This is a genomic window from Erwinia sp. AnSW2-5 (assembly GCF_045107195.1).
GTDB lineage: Bacteria > Pseudomonadota > Gammaproteobacteria > Enterobacterales > Enterobacteriaceae > Erwinia.
Genome location: NZ_JBJGXA010000025.1, coordinates 45686 through 63497 on the forward strand (window position 1 = coordinate 45686; position 17812 = coordinate 63497).

General features: G+C 54.3%; 15 protein-coding genes and 1 pseudogene. 4 read left to right on the forward strand and 12 right to left on the reverse strand.

Features of this window, described 5'->3' with window-relative positions; translation table 11 throughout:
• Nucleotides 1-37 precede the first annotated feature (37 nt).
• Nucleotides 38-898: an acyl-CoA thioesterase II gene (gene tesB / locus ACFL9S_RS16695; RefSeq protein WP_405263014.1), complete on the forward strand. Its 861-nt coding sequence runs from the start codon at nt 38-40 to the stop codon at nt 896-898.
• A 95-nt stretch (nt 899-993) separates the two neighbouring features.
• Here the strand turns inward: tesB and amtB are convergent, their stop codons facing one another.
• The 5 genes from amtB to ACFL9S_RS16720 all read right to left on the reverse strand — a co-directional run bounded on the left by amtB (nt 994) and on the right by ACFL9S_RS16720 (nt 6949).
• On the reverse strand, nt 994-2295 hold the full coding sequence (gene amtB, locus ACFL9S_RS16700) for an ammonium transporter AmtB (protein ID WP_405263015.1): 1302 nt from the start codon (nt 2293-2295) through the stop codon (nt 994-996).
• A gap of 19 nt (nt 2296-2314) precedes the next feature.
• Entirely contained in the window at nt 2315-2653 is a 339-nt protein-coding gene (gene glnK / locus ACFL9S_RS16705; RefSeq protein ID WP_007886947.1) for a P-II family nitrogen regulator, read from the reverse strand.
• Nucleotides 2654-2925: 272 nt separating this feature from the next.
• Nucleotides 2926-4689, reverse strand: coding sequence for a SmdB family multidrug efflux ABC transporter permease/ATP-binding protein (locus ACFL9S_RS16710; RefSeq protein ID WP_405263016.1), 1764 nt, complete (start codon nt 4687-4689; stop codon nt 2926-2928).
• Nucleotides 4682-6451 carry a SmdA family multidrug ABC transporter permease/ATP-binding protein gene (locus ACFL9S_RS16715; RefSeq protein WP_405263017.1) on the reverse strand — a complete coding sequence of 590 codons (1770 nt, stop codon included), beginning with the start codon at nt 6449-6451 and terminating at the stop codon, nt 4682-4684. The genes ACFL9S_RS16710 and ACFL9S_RS16715 overlap by 8 nt, the downstream gene beginning before the upstream one ends.
• A 24-nt stretch (nt 6452-6475) precedes the next feature.
• On the reverse strand, nt 6476-6949 hold the full coding sequence (locus ACFL9S_RS16720; RefSeq protein ID WP_405263018.1) for an Lrp/AsnC family transcriptional regulator: 474 nt from the start codon (nt 6947-6949) through the stop codon (nt 6476-6478).
• Nucleotides 6950-7045: 96 nt separating this feature from the next.
• Between ACFL9S_RS16720 and ACFL9S_RS16725 the strand changes: the two genes are divergently transcribed.
• Nucleotides 7046-7984 carry a DMT family transporter gene (locus ACFL9S_RS16725; RefSeq protein WP_405263019.1) on the forward strand — a complete coding sequence of 313 codons (939 nt, stop codon included), beginning with the start codon at nt 7046-7048 and terminating at the stop codon, nt 7982-7984.
• A 49-nt stretch (nt 7985-8033) separates the two neighbouring features.
• Here the strand turns inward: ACFL9S_RS16725 and cof are convergent, their stop codons facing one another.
• Nucleotides 8034-8852 (reverse strand): HMP-PP phosphatase, encoded by an 819-nt coding sequence (gene cof / locus ACFL9S_RS16730; RefSeq protein WP_405263028.1) that lies wholly within the window; start codon nt 8850-8852, stop codon nt 8034-8036.
• A gap of 103 nt (nt 8853-8955) precedes the next feature.
• On the opposite strand from cof, the gene ACFL9S_RS16735 reads away from it, so the two are divergent.
• Both ACFL9S_RS16735 and queC read left to right on the forward strand, forming a co-directional pair.
• Nucleotides 8956-10656, forward strand: coding sequence for an SgrR family transcriptional regulator (locus tag ACFL9S_RS16735; RefSeq protein WP_405263020.1), 1701 nt, complete (start codon nt 8956-8958; stop codon nt 10654-10656).
• Nucleotides 10657-10725: 69 nt separating this feature from the next.
• Nucleotides 10726-11421 carry a 7-cyano-7-deazaguanine synthase QueC gene (gene queC, locus ACFL9S_RS16740; RefSeq protein ID WP_405263021.1) on the forward strand — a complete coding sequence of 232 codons (696 nt, stop codon included), beginning with the start codon at nt 10726-10728 and terminating at the stop codon, nt 11419-11421.
• A 30-nt stretch (nt 11422-11451) separates the two neighbouring features.
• Here queC and ACFL9S_RS16745 read toward each other — a convergent pair whose 3' ends face one another.
• The 6 genes and pseudogenes from ACFL9S_RS16745 to clpX form a co-directional block, all read right to left on the reverse strand.
• Nucleotides 11452-11850, reverse strand: coding sequence for an acyl-CoA thioesterase (locus tag ACFL9S_RS16745; protein WP_405263022.1), 399 nt, complete (start codon nt 11848-11850; stop codon nt 11452-11454).
• Nucleotides 11851-11960: 110 nt separating this feature from the next.
• Entirely contained in the window at nt 11961-12290 is a 330-nt protein-coding gene (locus ACFL9S_RS16750; protein ID WP_405263023.1) for a helix-hairpin-helix domain-containing protein, read from the reverse strand.
• A 139-nt stretch (nt 12291-12429) separates the two neighbouring features.
• On the reverse strand, nt 12430-14301 hold the full coding sequence (ppiD, locus tag ACFL9S_RS16755) for a peptidylprolyl isomerase (protein ID WP_405263024.1): 1872 nt from the start codon (nt 14299-14301) through the stop codon (nt 12430-12432).
• A 221-nt stretch (nt 14302-14522) separates the two neighbouring features.
• Nucleotides 14523-14795 carry a nucleoid-associated protein HU-beta gene (gene hupB, locus ACFL9S_RS16760; protein WP_062744954.1) on the reverse strand — a complete coding sequence of 91 codons (273 nt, stop codon included), beginning with the start codon at nt 14793-14795 and terminating at the stop codon, nt 14523-14525.
• A gap of 224 nt (nt 14796-15019) precedes the next feature.
• Nucleotides 15020-17374: an endopeptidase La gene (gene lon, locus ACFL9S_RS16765; RefSeq protein WP_405263025.1), complete on the reverse strand. Its 2355-nt coding sequence runs from the start codon at nt 17372-17374 to the stop codon at nt 15020-15022.
• Nucleotides 17375-17563: 189 nt separating this feature from the next.
• Nucleotides 17564-17812 (reverse strand): annotated as a pseudogene (gene clpX / locus ACFL9S_RS16770) (ATP-dependent Clp protease ATP-binding subunit ClpX); the annotation flags it as partial.

Below are 17812 nucleotides of genomic sequence, written 5' to 3' on the forward strand. Positions count from 1 at the left end.
GCAAACTGGTTAAGGTAAAACTATTGAGGAACCGAATATGGGCCAGGCGCTACAAAACTTGTTAAATCTTCTGGACCTGGAGACGCTGGAAGAGGGGCTGTTTCGTGGGCAAAGCGAAGATCTGGGCTTGCGCCAGGTGTTTGGTGGGCAGGTGGTCGGCCAGGCACTGTATGCGGCGAAACAAACCGTCCCGCAGGATCGCATTATCCACTCCTTCCATAGCTATTTCCTGCGTCCGGGCGATAGCCAGAAAGCGATCATTTATGATGTGGAAAACCTGCGTGATGGTCAGAGCTTTAGCGCACGCCGGGTAAAAGCCGTGCAGAATGGCAAGCCCATTTTTTACATGACGGCCTCATTCCAGGGGCCAGAAAGCGGCTTTGAACATCAGAAAACGATGCCTGAGGTTCCAGGGCCGGGCAACCTCCCCTGTGAAACAGACATTGCCCGCCAACTGGCGCATTACATTCCCGAAAAGGCACGTGATAAGTTTTTATCCGAAAAACCCTTCGAGATCCGCCCGGTGGAGTTCCACAACCCACTCAAAGGTCATGTCAGTGAACCCGTACGCTATACCTGGCTGCGCGCCAACGGCACCATGCCGGAGGATAAACGCATTCATCAGTATCTGCTGGGCTATGCGTCTGACTTCAACTTCCTGCCGGTATCTTTGCAGCCGCACGGAAAAGGGTTTCTGGAGCCGGGTATGCAGGTTGCGACCATCGACCACTCGATGTGGTTCCATCGCCCCTTTGACCTCAACGAATGGCTGCTGTACAGCGTAGAGAGCACTTCCGCCTCCAGTGCCCGTGGTTTTGTGCGCGGTGAGTTCTGGAACCAGCAGGGCATACTGGTGGCATCAACGGTGCAGGAAGGCGTTATCCGCCAGCGCTCGTAACCAGAGGCATAAAAAAAGCGGGCCATCATGGCCCGCTTCGTCTTTTATTGTATTTTAACGCACGACTTTTCTTCAGGCTTCAGCCCGGGAATTTCTTACTGGTTGTAAGCATTCTCACCGTGGCTGTTAACATCCAGACCTTCACGTTCCTGATCTTCCGGAACACGCAGACCAACAATCATATCCGCCACTTTGAAACCGATGAAGGCGACAACCGCAGTCCAGACGATGGTCAGACCTACGCTGAACAGCTGTACCCAGACCTGATGGCCCATGGTGACGCCTTCAGCATAACCCACGCCGCCCAGTGAAGAGGAGGCGAATACACCGGTCAGGATGCAGCCTACGATACCGCACACACCGTGAACACCGAACACATCACATGGGTCATCAACACGCAGCCATTTCTTCAGGATGGTGACACCCCAGAGACCGGCTAATCCACCCACCAGTCCTATAATCAGTGCACCGCCCACACCCACATAGCCGCAGGCTGGGGTGATAGCCACCAGGCCAGCAATCACGCCAGAGCTGACGCCCAGCAGAGATGGCTTACCGCGCAGCGCCCACTCACCGAAGGTCCAGCTTAGCATCGCACCGGCTGTAGCAATCACAGTATTAAGGAAGGCCAGACCTGCGATTTCGTTCGCCGCACTGGCAGAACCGGCGTTAAAGCCGAACCAGCCAAAGTACAGGATAGCCGTACCGGTGAACACCATTGGCAGGTTGTGTGGTTTGAAGGCTTCTTTGCCGAAACCAGCACGTTTGCCCACCAGGTAAGCACCTACCAGACCCGCTACCGCGGCATTAATGTGAACAACCGTACCGCCCGCGAAGTCCAGCGCGCCATCCTGAGCCAGGAAGCCGCCTGCCCATACCATGTGTGCAATCGGCAGGTAAGCGAAGGTCAGCCAGATCACAGCAAAGATCAGCAATGCTGAGAAGCGAATACGTTCTGCGATGGAACCGACAATCAGGCCCACGGTGATACAGGCGAAAGATGCCTGGAACGCGACGTGGATATACTGATAGTAGGAGCCCATCACCGCTGTAGGTGCAATGCCCTTGAGCATTGCCCAGTCAAAACTACCGAAGAAGGCATTACCTTCGCTGAACGCCACTGAGTAGCCGTAAACCATCCACAGCACACAAACCATGGCGAAGGTCATAGCAACCTGAGTCAGCATCGACAGCACGTTCTTGGCACGAATCAGGCCGCCGTAGAACAGTGCGATACCCGGGATAGTCATAAACAGCACCAACGCGGTGCAGATCATCATAAAGGCGTTATCAGCTTTGTCAGCTACTGCAGGGGCAGCGGCCATTGCCAGCGACGGTAAAAGAGCAACACCGGCGAGGCCAAACTTAGCGAGTTTTTTCATTTTGTCCCATCCCATCACAATTCTGAGCCCCGAATTACAGTGCTGCTTCGTCAGTTTCGCCGGTGCGAATACGGATGACACGTTGCAGTTCTGCAACGAAGATCTTCCCGTCACCAATTTTGCCTGTGTAGGCCGCTTTACTAATCACATCAACCACTTCATCAAGCTGGTCGTCTGCAATCGCAATATCAATTTTTACTTTTGGCAGGAAGTTCACGCTGTATTCAGCACCGCGATACAGTTCTGCATGCCCTTTCTGGCGGCCGAAGCCTTTGACTTCAGTGACGGTCAGACCCTGAATGCCGATTGACGACAGTGCTTCACGCACGTCTTCCAGTTTGAACGGTTTGATTACCACGGTAACCAGCTTCATACGATCCCCTCCAGGTAAAAAAATAGGTTGTTTCAGCGACACGAAATGATTAAAGCAAAGGCTGTGCCAGAGTTTAAAAAACTGAATTTTTCAGACGATTAGTCAGGGCTGGTCTGAGTCCTGGCTGAGACGCAGATCACAAAGAAAGGGAAGGCACAGAAATGAGTATAGAAAAAACGCACCAGAAAGGTGCGCTATGCGTTAAGGCGGTGCATTTGTAGGGCTATTGCGTGTTTATTCGCCTGAATTTGGTGCAGCGTAACGCAAGAGATTCAGCTGCCCTCTGCCACTGCCAGCTCCTCACCCGCAAGTTGCAGCTGATACATCTGCCAGTAGCGCCCTTGCGCAGCCAGCAGTTGCTGATGGCTACCCCGTTCCACTGCCTGCCCACGGTGCAATACCAGAATGGTGTCGGCTTCGGTGATGGTTGACAGTCGGTGAGCAATCACCACCAGCGTGGTGCGCTGACGCACGGCCTGAAGCGCTTTCTGGATGGCCTGTTCCGTACCAGAGTCGATATTCGCGGTCGCTTCATCCAGGATCAGGATCTGAGGGGTTGCCACCAGCACCCGCGCCATTGCCAGCAACTGTTTCTGTCCGACGGAGAGAGTATTGCCCTGCTCACCTAAACGCGTATGGATCCCTTCCGGCAGCTCACGCGCCAGTGCCGCCAGCTGTACTGTTTCCAGCGCCTGCCAGACGGCATCTTCGCTAATATCCCGCCCCAGCGTGACATTGGCAAAGAAGGTATCAGCCAGCACCACCGGGTCCTGCTGCACCATCGCTACGCTACCTCGCAGCGCTGCATGGCTGAGGGAAGCGAGCGGGCGGCCATCCAGTTTGATCTCGCCCTGACTGAGCGGGTAGTAGCCCATCAGCAGGTTAGCGAGCGTACTTTTTCCACTGCCGGTGTGCCCGACCAGCGCGACAAAATGGCGCGAGGGCACAGACAGATTAATATCGGTCAACACCGGGCGGCCCGTGCGATAAGCGAAGGTCACATCACGGATATCGATGCTGCCGCTGGCAAGTGGCCTGTCGTCATCGCCATACGGCTGACGTGGTGCATCCATCAGTTCAAAAATACGCTCACCCGCGACCACTGCCTGCTGCAACATCGATTGCTGGGTTGTCAGTTCGATTAGCGGCTCATTCAGGCGCCCGAGGTAATTGATAAAGGCATATAACACGCCGACTTCAATCGATCCTACCGAGGAAAAACCGAACAGCATCATCAATCCGCACAGGATCATGGCAGAAAACAGACTGAGCAGCGGACGCAGGAGAAAACCATCCAATCTTAGCGTCTGCATGCGCGCCAGATAGTGAGAGCGACTGGCCTCCCCCATACGTTCGCCAAAACGCGCCTGCTGGCGGAACTGCTGGATCACGCTCATGCCATTGATGACTTCGTTGAAACCGTTATTGATCTCTGCCAGATAACTGCGCACCCGGCGCACAATCGGCGTGCTGTAACGCTGGTAAATCAGCATCACGATCAGTACCGCTGGGAAAATGGTGATGGCAACCAGCGCCATGCGCCAGTCAAGACTAAACATGGCCACCAGCATCGCCCCCACCAGCGCTGCACTGCGCAGTACGGTGGCAACCACGGTCACGTAGAGGTCACGTACCACTTCGGTGTCATTGGTGACACGCGAAATAATCTGCCCGACCGGCTGGGTATCGAATGCGCCCAACGGCTGGCGCAGCGCGGCATCCATCACATCAGTACGCAGGCGCTGTACCACGCCAACGGCGGCCTGATTAAACAACAATGCCTGGCAATAATGCAGTGCCGCCGCCAGCAGTTGTAACAGCAGGAAGCTGACCACCAGGCCGACAGCCAGCCCGACAGGCATGCGGTGTTTCGCGACCATATTGTCGATAAAGTAGCTGACCAACACCGGCCCCAGTACTTCGGCAGCGGCAGCCACCCACAGCATCAGCACGGCCAGGCTCAGAGATTTACGCCATGGCGCGCCGTAGGAGAGCAGCCGTTTAATGGTTGGCCACAATTGAGTGACATTAGCCATGCGCAGCTCCCTGTTCTGTTTCATCGTCGTCCAGTGCCGCTTCCAGCTGTTGGTAACGGTACATATCGCGATACCAGCCCGCGCTGGCGGCCAGCTGCTCATGATCGCCACGCTGCGCAACCTGCCCGTGCTGCAGCACCAGAATTTCACTGGCCTCGGTCAGGGCAGAGAGACGATGAGCGCTGATAATAATCGTACGCCCTTCCCCCCAGCTGCGCAGGTTATGCAGGATCTGGTGTTCGGTGCGGCCGTCTACCGCTGAGAGGGCATCATCCAGGACTAAAATCTCAGCATTCAGCAGCAATGCCCGTGCAATGGAAATACGTTGTTTCTGCCCACCTGACAGCATCACGCCACGCTCGCCCACTTCTGTTTGATAACCCTCGGGCAGTCGTAAAATATCGTCATGGACGAAGGCAAGCTGTGCGGCGTGCTCAATCTCACTTTGCGTGGCGCCAGGGCGCCCCAGCGCAATGTTGTTAGCCACGCTGTCGGAGAACAGGAACGGCGTCTGGCTGACCACCGCCAGTCGGCTGCGCCAGCCATCGAGCTGCAACTGCGGCAGAGGGATATCGTGGTAACGAATGTCACCCTGATCAATATCGAAATGGCGCTGGATAAGACTGAGTAAGGTGCTTTTACCCGATCCCGTCGGGCCACACAGCCCCAGCATTTGTCCCGGCTGAACCTGAACCTTCAGGTTGCGCAACGCAGGTTGCTGCGCCCCTGGGTAACAAAACTCTTGCACCGAAATCTGCAACAGACCGCGCCCCTCTGGCAACGGCTTGTCACCGTCAACCACGGCAGGCGCTTCAGCTAACATGGCCTGGATTCGGGTCCAGGCGGCGCTGCCACGCTCGACGATATTAAACATCCACGCCAGCGCCAGCATGGGCCAGATCATCAGCCCCAGATACATCACAAAGCTGGTGAGCTGCCCGAGGGTCATGGTGCCGTGCCAGACCATCCAGCTGCCGCCACCAATCGCCAGCAGGTTCGACATGCCGATAGCGATGTAGATCGTCGGGTCGAAGCGGGCATCCACCCGCGCCACGCGCAGGTTTTTCTCTCCGGTGTCTTTGGCAATCGCCGCAAACTGGCCTGACTGATGATCTTCCAGGCCGAAGGCTTTAATCATACGGATACTGCTCAGGCTCTCCTGCGTCTGGTCGTTGAGTGAGGAGAAGGCCGCCTGTGCCAGTTTAAAGCGCTGATGCAACTGGTCGCCGTAACGTTTGATCACCAGCGCCATGATCGGCATCGGTAACAGGGCAAGCAGGGTTAAGGTGCCGCTAATCTGGGTACTCATCACGATCAGTACGGCCATGCCCATTACCAGCGAATCCACCAGTGTCAGCACGCCTTCCCCTGCGGCAAACACCACGCGGTCAACGTCGTTAGTGGCACGGGCGATCAGGTCACCGGTACGGTGACGTAAATAGAATCCGGGATGCTGGCGACTGAGCTGGCGGTAAAAATCTTCGCGCAGTTCCACCGCCAGCTGATAGGAGGCACCAAACAGCAGCACGCGCCAGACATAACGCAATAAATAGACGACGACTGCCGTAGCCAGCATCACGCCAACCCACATCATCAGCTGGCTATTGCTCATGCCATCGCGGCTGACACCATCGACGATCTTTCCCACCACGTGTGGCGGCAGGAGTTGCAGCAAGGCAATCACGATTAACAGCAAAACCGCACCGAGATAGCGGCGCCATTCGCGCAAAAAATACCAGCTTAGTTGGCTAAAAAGTCGCACAAAAATGTCCTGATTATCGGCTGGTTAAAGGGCAACCGGCAAAGCGGTGGTGTATTTTATCTCTTCCATCGCAAAACTCGAAGTGACATCGATCAGACCCGGTACGCCGTTTACCAGCCGTTTGTAAAAACCATCGTAGCTTTTCATATCAGCCACCTGCACGCGCAGCAGGTAGTCATACTCACCGGCCATGCGGTAGAAGCCCATGACTTCCGGCATCGCCTGTACCACATCGACAAACTGCTGAAACCACAGGCTGCTGTGCTGCTGAGTTTTGATCAGAACAAAGGCGGTAAGGCCCAGCCCGAGCTTTTCACCGTCGAGTAACGCAACCCGGCCGCGAATATAGCCTTCATCCTCCAGCCTTTTCAAGCGCTTCCAGCAGGGGGTGGTCGTCAGGCTGACAGCATCAGCCAGCGCCTGCAGAGAGAGCGTGCAATCCTGCTGGAGCAGGTTTAACAGCAAGCGATCTTTTTTATCCAGCGGTGTTGGTAGCAAAACTTTCTCCTACAGGCCAAAAATACAGCACTATTATAGCAACCTTTTCCCCCGCCGTTTGGTTAATCTGTTGACTCACCACAACGACCCTCAGGGATGACCAGGATGAATACCAACATTTACCGTAACCTGTTGATCATAGGTTTATTCAGTGCCGTAGCCCTGACCTGGGGCACCACCTGGATGGCGATGAAAATTACCGTCACCACCATTCCCCCGGTCTTTGCCACCGGCCTGCGCTTTCTCTGTGCCGCTCCGCTGCTGCTGCTGCTGGCACGTTATAATAAAGCCCCGCTACTGTTTCCGGCAGGCCAGCGCGGTTTTCAGCTCTGCGTCATGCTGTTCTATTTTGCCATTCCGTTTACGCTGATGATTTATGGCGAACGCTATACCTCTTCCAGCCTGGCGGCGATTATCTTTGCCACCATGCCTGCCGCTGTTCTGGCCGCTTCCCTGCTGTTTCTGCGCGAAAGAACCTCGCTGCAGCAGCTACTGGGGCTGGCTATCAGCCTTGGCGCATTAAGCACGATCCTGTGGCACGAAACCCGCGACAGCGGCGAAAGCCAGATTCAGGGGATTCTGGCGCTGATCGCTGCCGTGCTGATCCACGCCGTGATGTACGTTCAGTGTAAAAAACGCTGTGCCGGCATTTCAGTGCTGAGCTACAACGCACTGCCCTGCCTCGGTGCGGGCGTCCTGCTGACGCTGGCAGGGCTGACGGAAGCCCCCGATGTCACGACTTTTGCCCCGCAGGCGCTGATGGCGATTGCTTATCTGGGTGTAGTAGCAGGCGTGGGCGGTATTCTGGCCTACTTTGCTTTACAGCAGGCGGCCAAACCCTTTCAGGCATCGCTGGTCTTTTTGGTGTTCCCGCTGATCGCCATCACGCTGGAAAGCGCCGTCAATGGCAGTAGTATCAGCCGCGAATCCTTACTGCTGCTGTTGCCATTTCTGCTGGGAATTTTACTGACACTGTATCGTGGTGCGACTAGTCACCAGCCTGCGCTAGTGGCCAAACCCATCTTGCGCCGTTAAAAACGAAAAAGCCGGACATCCCTGTCCGGCACACTGACCAATGAGCTGATTATTCGGGGGAATAAACCAGGTGTGGTGTGGTAAGCCAGTGGTTGAGGTAATGAGACACGCCCTGTGTCGCACAATCGCCAATAACCGGTAAATGAGACAGCTGTGATTTGAGTTCATGCATCGCATTGTGCATAACGAAACCGTGGCCCACGCGCCCCAGCATCTCCAGATCGTTCATCGCATCACCAAACGCCATACACTCCGCCATCGACACGCCGAGTCTCGTCGTCAGATGTGCCAGCGCAGCCCCTTTGTTACAGTCCAGCGGCAGCACTTCGAGACAATCCTGCGCGGAAAAACAGAGGTGTGCGCTATCCCCCAGCACCTCTCTCAGCTGAACTTTCAACGCACAAAGTTCCTGATAATCAGCAACAAAGCAGACTTTAGTCACCTGGTGTTCGGGAAGGGTACGCAGGTCGGTGACCTGATAACGGAAATCAGAAAGCTGATGGGCCTGTAAAATCTCAGGCAGCTCATCGTGAGTAAACCAGCCATTGTCATTAAAAACGTGCAGGCTGGCACGCGTATCCCAGTGGCTGTGGATCACCAGCCTTGCCACCTCCGGTGGAAGATCGCTGGCATAAAGCAGCTCACCAAAGGGATCATGAATACGTGTGCCGTTGCCACTGATAAGAAAAGCAGACAGATCGTAATCCCTCATTAGCGGTTGCATCTCCATAAAGTGACGACCGGTGGCGAAGGTGAGCTGTACCGGATGCGCCTGGAGCGCGCGCAGACTGAGCAGGGTTTGATGCCCCAACTTATGGTCAGGCATCAGCAACGTACCATCCATATCAAATGCAGCAAGACGCACCATTTTCTCTCCGGTTGATGGGTTTTTCATCTGCACTGAGTATCCTCTGGCATTTGCGGAACTAATAGTGAATACTTTTTTTAAACTGTTCCGGGTTTAAGGTGAAATGAGACAACTCAATCGTTTGAACCAGTACCAGCGTCTGTGGCAACACAGCGCCGGACAACCTCAGTCCACCAATGTCGCTGATATCGCCCGCTGCTGTTTTTGCAGTGAACGGCATATACGCACCCTGTTGCGCCAGTGGCAGGCATGCGGCTGGGTTGAGTGGCAGGCATCATCGGGGCGCGGCAAACGCGGGCTGCTGACCTTCCTGCAATCTCCCTCCACGCTGCGCAGTGAACTGATGTTGCAGCAGCTCGACAACGGTCATCCACAGCACGCACTGCAGCTGGTGCCGCTGGCCCCGGAGCAACTCAGCCAGCTACTACAGCCTTTTATGGGCGGCCAGTGGCAGAACAACCAGCCCACGCTACGTATTCCCTATTACCGTTCTCTTGATCCCCTGCGCCCGCTCATGCAGCCCGGCCGTGCAGAGCAGCATCTGGCCCAGCAGGTCTTCGCCGGATTAAGCCGCCTGTCAGGCGATGACGCCGTACCGGATCTGGCTCACCACTGGCAGGTGAGCGATGATGGCCTGAGCTGGTTCTTCTTTTTGCGTCCACAGTTGCGCTGGCATCACGGTGAAGTCGTCACTGCCGGGCAACTGCAACAACGGCTGCTAATGATCCTTGCCAGCCCGATCGGTCAGCGTCTGTTGTCCAGCGTCAAGACGGTCATCCAGGCCCATGCATTGTGCCTGCGCATCGATCTGCATACCCAGGATAACTGGCTGGCACATCGACTGGCGAGTGTCCCCTGCCTGCTGCCGCACCCGGATAACCCGGATATTGGCGCCGGGCCGTGGCGGTTGATGGTCAACTCGCCTGCTTTGCTGCGTCTGGAGAGCCACGGCTGGTATCACGCCACGCATCCCCTGATGCAGGCGATTGAATACTGGATTGCACCACAGCTTTTTGATCCTGGACTGGGCACCAGCTGCCGCCATCCCGTTCAAATCGCGATTGGCGCGCAGCAGGATTTAACCGCCCTTCAGCCGGTCAGCCAGCGCATCAGCCTCGGCTTCTGTTACCTGGCGATAGGTGAGCGCGCCGGGCTTTCGCCCGCTCAGGCACGGCATATTATGTCGCTGGTACATCAGTCCGGCATCATTGAACAACTGCCATTAGAAGAAGGGTTAATCACGCCGAGCCGTGAAATGCTGCCGGGCTGGCACATTCCTGACTGGCAGCCCGATCCCGATATCATCCTGCCTGGACAACTCAGTCTGCACTACCACCTGCCGGTGGAGCTGCACGCTATGGCGGCAAAACTTCAGCAACTGCTGGCCACTCAGGGATGTGAACTGACGCTTCATTTTCACCCGGAGAAAAACTGGCAGGATTATCCGTCGCTGGCACAGGCTGACCTGATGATGGGCGACAGGCTGATCGGGGAAGCACCGATGTTTACTCTGGAGACATGGCTGCGGCTCGACCCGATGTGGCCGATACTCTCCGGCACCGCAGGCTGGAAAGCGTTGCTGGCACAGTTAAATGACTTGCAGCACCACCCGGTTCTGGAGCAACGCCATCAGCAGTTAAAAGCGTTGTACCAGCAGCTGATGCTGGATGCGGTCATCACCCCACTGTTTAACTATCGTTATCAGGTCAGCGCACCGCCTGATGTTGAAGGCATCCGGTTGAATGCCTGGGGCTGGTTTGATTTTTCCCGTGCATGGATACCGCCGCCCGTAGACATCCTCTGAAGAGGGGATACCTTTCTGTACGGCAAGGTATTACCATAGCCAGCAGAAACTAACCGGGAAAGATTAAGTATGAAACGTGCAGTGGTGGTATTCAGCGGTGGACAGGATTCAACAACCTGTCTGATTCAGGCCTTGCAGCAGTACGACGAAGTACACTGCGTGACTTTTGATTACGGCCAGCGTCATCGTGCGGAAATCGACGTTGCCCGGACGCTGTCACTGTCGCTGGGCGCCCGTGCGCACAAAGTGCTGGACGTGACCATGCTTAACGAGCTGGCCGTCAGCAGTCTGACACGCGATAACATCCCGGTTCCGGCTTACGACCCAGCGGCCAGCGGCCTGCCCAGCACCTTTGTGCCAGGCCGTAATATCCTGTTTTTAACCTTCGCAGCAATCTACGCTTACCAGATTGAAGCCGAAGCGGTAATTACCGGCGTCTGTGAAACAGACTTCTCCGGCTATCCTGACTGCCGTGACGAGTTTGTCAAAGCGCTGAACCAGGCGGTCAACCTCGGTATGGCACGGGATATCCGTTTTGAAACGCCGCTGATGTGGCTGAACAAAGCGGAAACCTGGGCACTGGCAGATTACTGGCAGCAGCTCCCTCTGATTCGCCACCAGACCCTGACCTGTTATAACGGCATTCAGGGTGATGGCTGCGGTGAATGTGCCGCCTGTCATCTGCGTGCCAATGGCCTGCGTGAATATCAGCAAAATACGGCCACGGTTATGCAGGCAATGAAAACCAAGACCGGACTGGTTTGATTCCCCTTCGAGGCGAAGTTCCCCTCGCACTTACTGATTGATGGTTTCCAGCTGCAACCGAAGTTCGCCCTCCAGCGGCAGGGCTTTCTTCGAGTGCAGATCGATGCAGACAAAGGTCAGTAATGCATCGGCGACCGCGCTGCCATCAGACTGCAGGGAAACCCGCTGATCAATGACGCCGCTTTTCCCTCCCAGCGTCATCAGCTGACTGTCGATAACCAGCACATCCCCCATCACTGCCGGACGGCGATAGTTAATGTTGATATTCACTACCACAAACGCCATGCCAAGCTTATTCATCCAGTGAAACGCCTCGCTCTCTTCCAGCCAGGCCCAGCGGGCTTCTTCAAGAAACTCCAGGTAGCGGGCATTGTTCACATGCTGATAAACATCCAGATGGTAGCCGCGTACTTTAATCGTGGTCTGCATCGTGCTGCGTCCTCTGTCATAAAAAAGGCCACACCAACTGGTATGACCTCATGAATATTAGCAGTCAGACGGCGCGATTTGCAGTGAGACTTGCCGACCCTGGATGCAGATCACAATTTAAGATTCGCAATATTCCGCTCCACCAAGGTATTACCCATGCCAGGCACTTCCTTTAATTGCTCAAGCTCGGTGAAGGGGCCATATTTCTCACGATAACTGACGATAGACTCCGCTTTTTTTATACCGACGCCGTTCATCACCGCCATTAACTCCTGGGCGCTGGCGCTGTTGATACTGACCTGTGTCGCGTTTTCAGCTGACACTTTCGCCGGTGCCGTTTCAGTGGCAGATGCAGCCGTGGGAGCAGCGCTGGCACTGATGGGCAACGTTAGCCCGATGGCAAGAGCGAGAGAGAGAGCCTGTAACGTACGATTAATCATGCTGTTTTCCTCCATGTGTTTGACAGCAACGCTACCCTAACGCCCCATCGTCAACCCGGCAAACGGCAGATTTCAGAAATGGAAAAGGCCGCATAAGCGGCCTTTCGTGTTGCAAGCAGTTGCAGTAAAACTGCGAGGCTTACTGTGCTTGTGCAGCTGCACCGTATTTGATTTTGGCGTCCTTACGCAGGTTACTCAACATAGCGGCGAAAGCCAGCTGTGCATTGTTCTGCGTAATACCCTGAACCAGGGCCTGCTTCTGTGCGTCAGGCATGGTGCCCTTCTGCACTTTATCCAGTGCCATAACGACTACGTTGCCCTGCGCATCTTCACTGACACCGAACGAGGGTTTACCCTCTGATGGCAGAGGCAGTGTAAAGGCTGCCTGAGACAGCGCATCCTGACCGGTACGTGACAGCGTCTGCTGCGCACCGAAGGTCAGACCCACCGCTTTCAAAGCATCATCGCCTTTGCCTGCTTTCAGCTCAGCCAGCAGTTTATCAGCCTGAGCTTTCGCTTCCTGCTGTGCTTTCTGCTGCTTCAGGGTATCGGTGATCTGTGCAGTCACCTCATTCAGTGCTTTCACCGCTTCCGGCTTGTGCTCGCTGATGCGCAGCACAAAGGCACGGTCACCATCGACAGTGATGATGTCTGAGTTGCTTCCCGGCGTACCGTTTCCACCCACCAGATTGCCGTTGAAGATCGCATCCTGTACGGCTTTAAAGTTCAGCTCTGCGGGCAGGCTGTCATGACCAAACCAGCCTGATTCAACGGCTTTAACACCTGAAACCTGCTCTGCACTGGCCAGCGATTCATTATCGTTACTGGCTGCATCGCTCACTTTCTGTTGCAGCTTGTAATAAGCGTCGACCGCTTTTTCCTGCTTCACTTTTGCGGCGATATCATCATGCACTTCCGCCAGCGCTTTGATTTTTTCAGGCTGAATGTCATCCAGACGTGCCACGATAAAGCCAACCGATGAAGAAATCACACCCGACAACTGACCTTTCTCTTTCAGGCCTGCATTTGTCAGCTCATCCGGCGTGGTGGACGGCTCCAGCCAACCCATATCACCACCGTTGCGGGCAGAGATAGGATCAGATGATTTCTCTTTCGCCAGTGCAGCAAAATCTCCGCCCTTCTTCAGCGCATCCAGAACTGACTGCGCTTCGGCTTCAGTTTTGGTCTGGATAATGCTGTAGCGATGACGCTGCGGCTGGGTGTAATCCTGCTGATGTTGATCGTACCAGCTCTGAATATCGCTCTCGCTCACCGGCTGCTGCATGCTCGCCGCATCCAGTTTGATGTAGCTGACGCGGAACTGCTCAGGCGTCATAAAGCTATTTTTGTTCTGCTGGTAGTAGTTGTTGATCTCTTCCGGGGTCACGGTCTGCTTTGCCACCAGCGCGTTGACGTTAATCGTCACTTCACGCACCAGGCGCTGCTGAGAAACCAGTGCCGCCAGAGAGTCAGTTTCATTACCCAGCACAAAATCTGTTCCGGTAACGGACTGGATAAGCTGCTGCGTGGTCAGCTGCTTACGCAAAGCTTCAGCGTACTGATCGGCAGAGAAGCCCATGTTATTGATGATGCCCATATACTTGGCATTATCGAATTTACCCTCAGTCTGAAACGCGGGCTGAGTGAAGATTGCCTGCTTGATTTGCTCGTCACTGATGGCCAGGCCGATATCTTTGGCATACTGGTCCAGTAACAGTTCATCAATCAGCTGTGAGAGCGCCTGCTGGCGGATCTGCTGCATGTAACCTTCGTTACCAGCCAGAGCCGAGAACTGTTCGCCCAGCATCTGCTGCTGACGCGCACGTTCGCTGCTGAAAGCACGCTCAAGCTGTGCACGGCTGATTTCCTGGCCGTTAACTTTGGCTGCGTAATCACCGGAACCGCCTGTCAGATACCCGCCTACGCCGGTAAGGACAAAGGACAGGATGATCAGGCCCAGTATAATTTTGAGCACGACATGGTTCGACGCCGCGCGTAAATTGTCCATCATGGTGTGACAACACTCCGCTGTAGTGTGAATGTAAAACCTTGCGCTGCCGTCCCGCGTTCCCGAGGACGCACTTAGCCATTTTAGACAACCGCAGCACGCGTTTGTCATTGAAACATAAAAAAGGCACATCAAGTCGCTGATGTGCCCCGTATGTTACATGAGAACGCGTTGGCGATCCTCAATACGCCGAAGAAATCTGCTTCTGCGGCGGCTTAATGCACTTAATTTACAGAGTCTTTCAGCGCTTTACCGGCACGGAAGCCAGGTACTTTACCCGCGGCAATGGTAATTTCTTTGCCGGTTTGCGGGTTACGACCGGTACGCTCGGCGCGTTCACGCACGGAGAAAGTACCGAAGCCGACCAGCGCCACTTCATCGCCAGCCTGCAAGGATTCAGTAACTGAACCGATAAAAGCATCTAATACACGTCCCGCTGCAGCTTTAGAAATATCGGCGTTTGCAGCAATTTTGTCGATCAACTGTGACTTATTCACTCACTCATCCCCTCTTTTATTTTTACACCGTGAACAGGCTTTCTGCCGGACACGTACGTGCGTGATTTGTTATGGCTGTGTAGCCCGAGCTTGTTGAGCCTCAGCAACCCTTAACCTTTGCCGTCACTGGCTTAACAGCATCCTAACTTAGCGGCACAAAAAAAAGCTGGCAAGCACCAATTCACTTACCAGCCTTAGTTTTACAGTGAGTTTGCCTTAAATCACTATTTTGCCGTAACAACCTGCATGCCATAAGGGGCATTTTGCAGGGCCAGGGCTAATACTTCTTCAATGCGTTTCACCGGATGGATATCCAGGTCGGCAATCACGTTATCCGGAATTTCTTCCAAATCACGCTTGTTCTCGTCCGGGATAAGTACCGTTTTAATACCGCCACGGTGTGCTGCCAGCAGTTTTTCTTTCAAACCACCAATCGGCAGGACCTGGCCACGCAGCGTAATTTCACCGGTCATAGCCACATCTGCACGAACCGGGTTACCGGTCAGACAGGAAACCAGCGCGGTGCACATCGCAATACCTGCGCTTGGGCCATCTTTTGGCGTTGCTCCTTCAGGCACGTGAACGTGGATATCACGCTTCTCATAGAAGTCAGCGTTGATGCCCAGTTTCTCCGCACGTGCACGCACCACCGTCAGCGCAGCCTGAATGGATTCCTGCATCACTTCGCCCAGTGAACCCGTGTAGGTCAGTTTGCCTTTACCCGGCACACAGGCGGTTTCAATGGTCAGCAGATCGCCACCCACTTCCGTCCATGCCAAGCCAGTCACCTGGCCTACGCGGTTCTCGCTATCGGCACGACCATAATCGAAGCGCTGCACGCCGAGATAATCTTTGAGGTTATCGCCGTTAATTTCGATGTGTTTAATGGATTTGTCCATCAGCAGCGTTTTGACTGCTTTTCGGCACAGCTTGGACAATTCGCGCTCAAGGCTACGCACACCCGCTTCACGGGTGTAATAACGAATGATGCCAACAATGGCGCTATCGTCCACGGTCAGTTCATTTTTCTTCAGTGCGTTACGTTCAATCTGCTTCGACAGCAGATGCTGTTTAGCGATGTTCAGTTTTTCATCTTCGGTGTAACCCGACAGACGAATCACTTCCATACGGTCCAGCAACGGTGCCGGAATATTCATCGAGTTAGACGTTGCGACAAACATCACATCGGAGAGATCGTAATCCACTTCCAGATAGTGATCGTTAAAGGCAATGTTCTGTTCTGGATCAAGAACTTCCAACAGAGCAGATGCCGGATCGCCACGCATATCCGAAGACATTTTGTCAATTTCATCCAGCAGGAAAAGTGGGTTTTTAACGCCAACTTTTGCCATTTTCTGGATCAGCTTGCCCGGCATGGAACCGATATAGGTACGACGGTGACCACGGATTTCCGCTTCATCACGTACCCCACCCAATGCCATACGCACGTATTTACGGCCGGTGGCTTTGGCGATGGACTGCCCCAGCGAGGTTTTACCCACACCAGGAGGCCCTACCAGGCACAGGATCGGGCCTTTGATTTTGCTGACGCGGCTCTGTACTGCCAAATATTCCAGAATGCGGTCTTTGACGCGCTCAAGGCCGAAGTGGTCCATATCCAGCGTTTCTTGCGCCTTCAGCAGATCTTTCTTCACCTTACTGCGCGCATTCCATGGCACCTGAACCATCCAGTCGATGTAACCACGTACGACAGTGGCTTCGGCTGACATCGGTGACATCATTTTCAGCTTTTGCAGCTCAGCTTCTGTTTTCTCACGCGCTTCTTTCGGCATTTTTGCCGCATCGATTTTTCGTTTCAGCGCTTCGTTTTCATCCGGCGCATCGTCCATTTCGCCCAGTTCTTTCTGAATGGCCTTCATCTGCTCATTCAGGTAGTACTCACGCTGGCTTTTTTCCATCTGCTTTTTGACGCGATTCCGGATGCGTTTCTCAACCTGTAACAGGTCAATCTCCGACTCCATCATCGCCATCAGGTATTCCAGACGCTCGTTGATATCTGACATTTCCAGAACAGACTGTTTATCAGCCAGTTTCAGTGGCATATGGGCAGCAACGGTATCGGCCAGACGGGCAGCGTCATCGATATTGTTCAGTGAGGTCAGGACTTCTGGCGGGATCTTTTTGTTCAGCTTGATATAGCCTTCAAACTGATTGATCGCCGTGCGTACCAGCACTTCCTGCTCGCGTTCTTCAATTTCAGGCGACTCCAGGTACTCTGCCTGGGCAGTAAAGTGGTCGCCGTTATCGGATAAGGTGGTGATGTGTGCACGCTGTAAACCTTCCACCAGCACTTTAACGGTGCCGTCAGGGAGTTTCAGCATTTGCAAAATAGAGGCAACAGTCCCGACTGAGAAGAGATCGTTGATGCCAGGTTCATCCGTTGAAGCTTCTTTCTGAGCGACCAGCATGATCTTTTTGTCATGATCCATGGCGGCTTCAAGGCAGCGAATTGATTTTTCACGACCAACGAACAACGGAATGACCATGTGCGGATAAACCACTACGTCACGCAACGGCAACACAGGGATTTCAATGCGTTCAGAACGCTCAGGATTCATAGAGCTCTCTCTTAGTTTAATTTCCGCCAGGGTAAGGGGAACCGCATCATCCAGAAAAAGTGCAGTTTGACCCACAGGTATCTGAGTATATGGGGATGAACGGAATAGATTCAATGTTGGGGTAACGAGAAAAGTAAAAGGGGGAACATTTTCCCCCTTTTAGATAACTGACTGGAATGATTTGGTTATTTATTCGCCAGATGCCTGCTGTGCTTCGGGCTTGCCATAAATCAGCATCGGCTCACTCTCGCCACCAATCACCGATTCATCGATCACCACTTTCTCGACGTCATCCATCGACGGCAGGTCATACATGGTGTTCAGCAGAGCGCCTTCCACGATGGAACGCAGCCCGCGGGCACCGGTCTTGCGCGACATTGCCTTTTTAGCAATCGCCGTCAATGCTTCCTCACGGAACTCCAGCTCCACGCCTTCCAG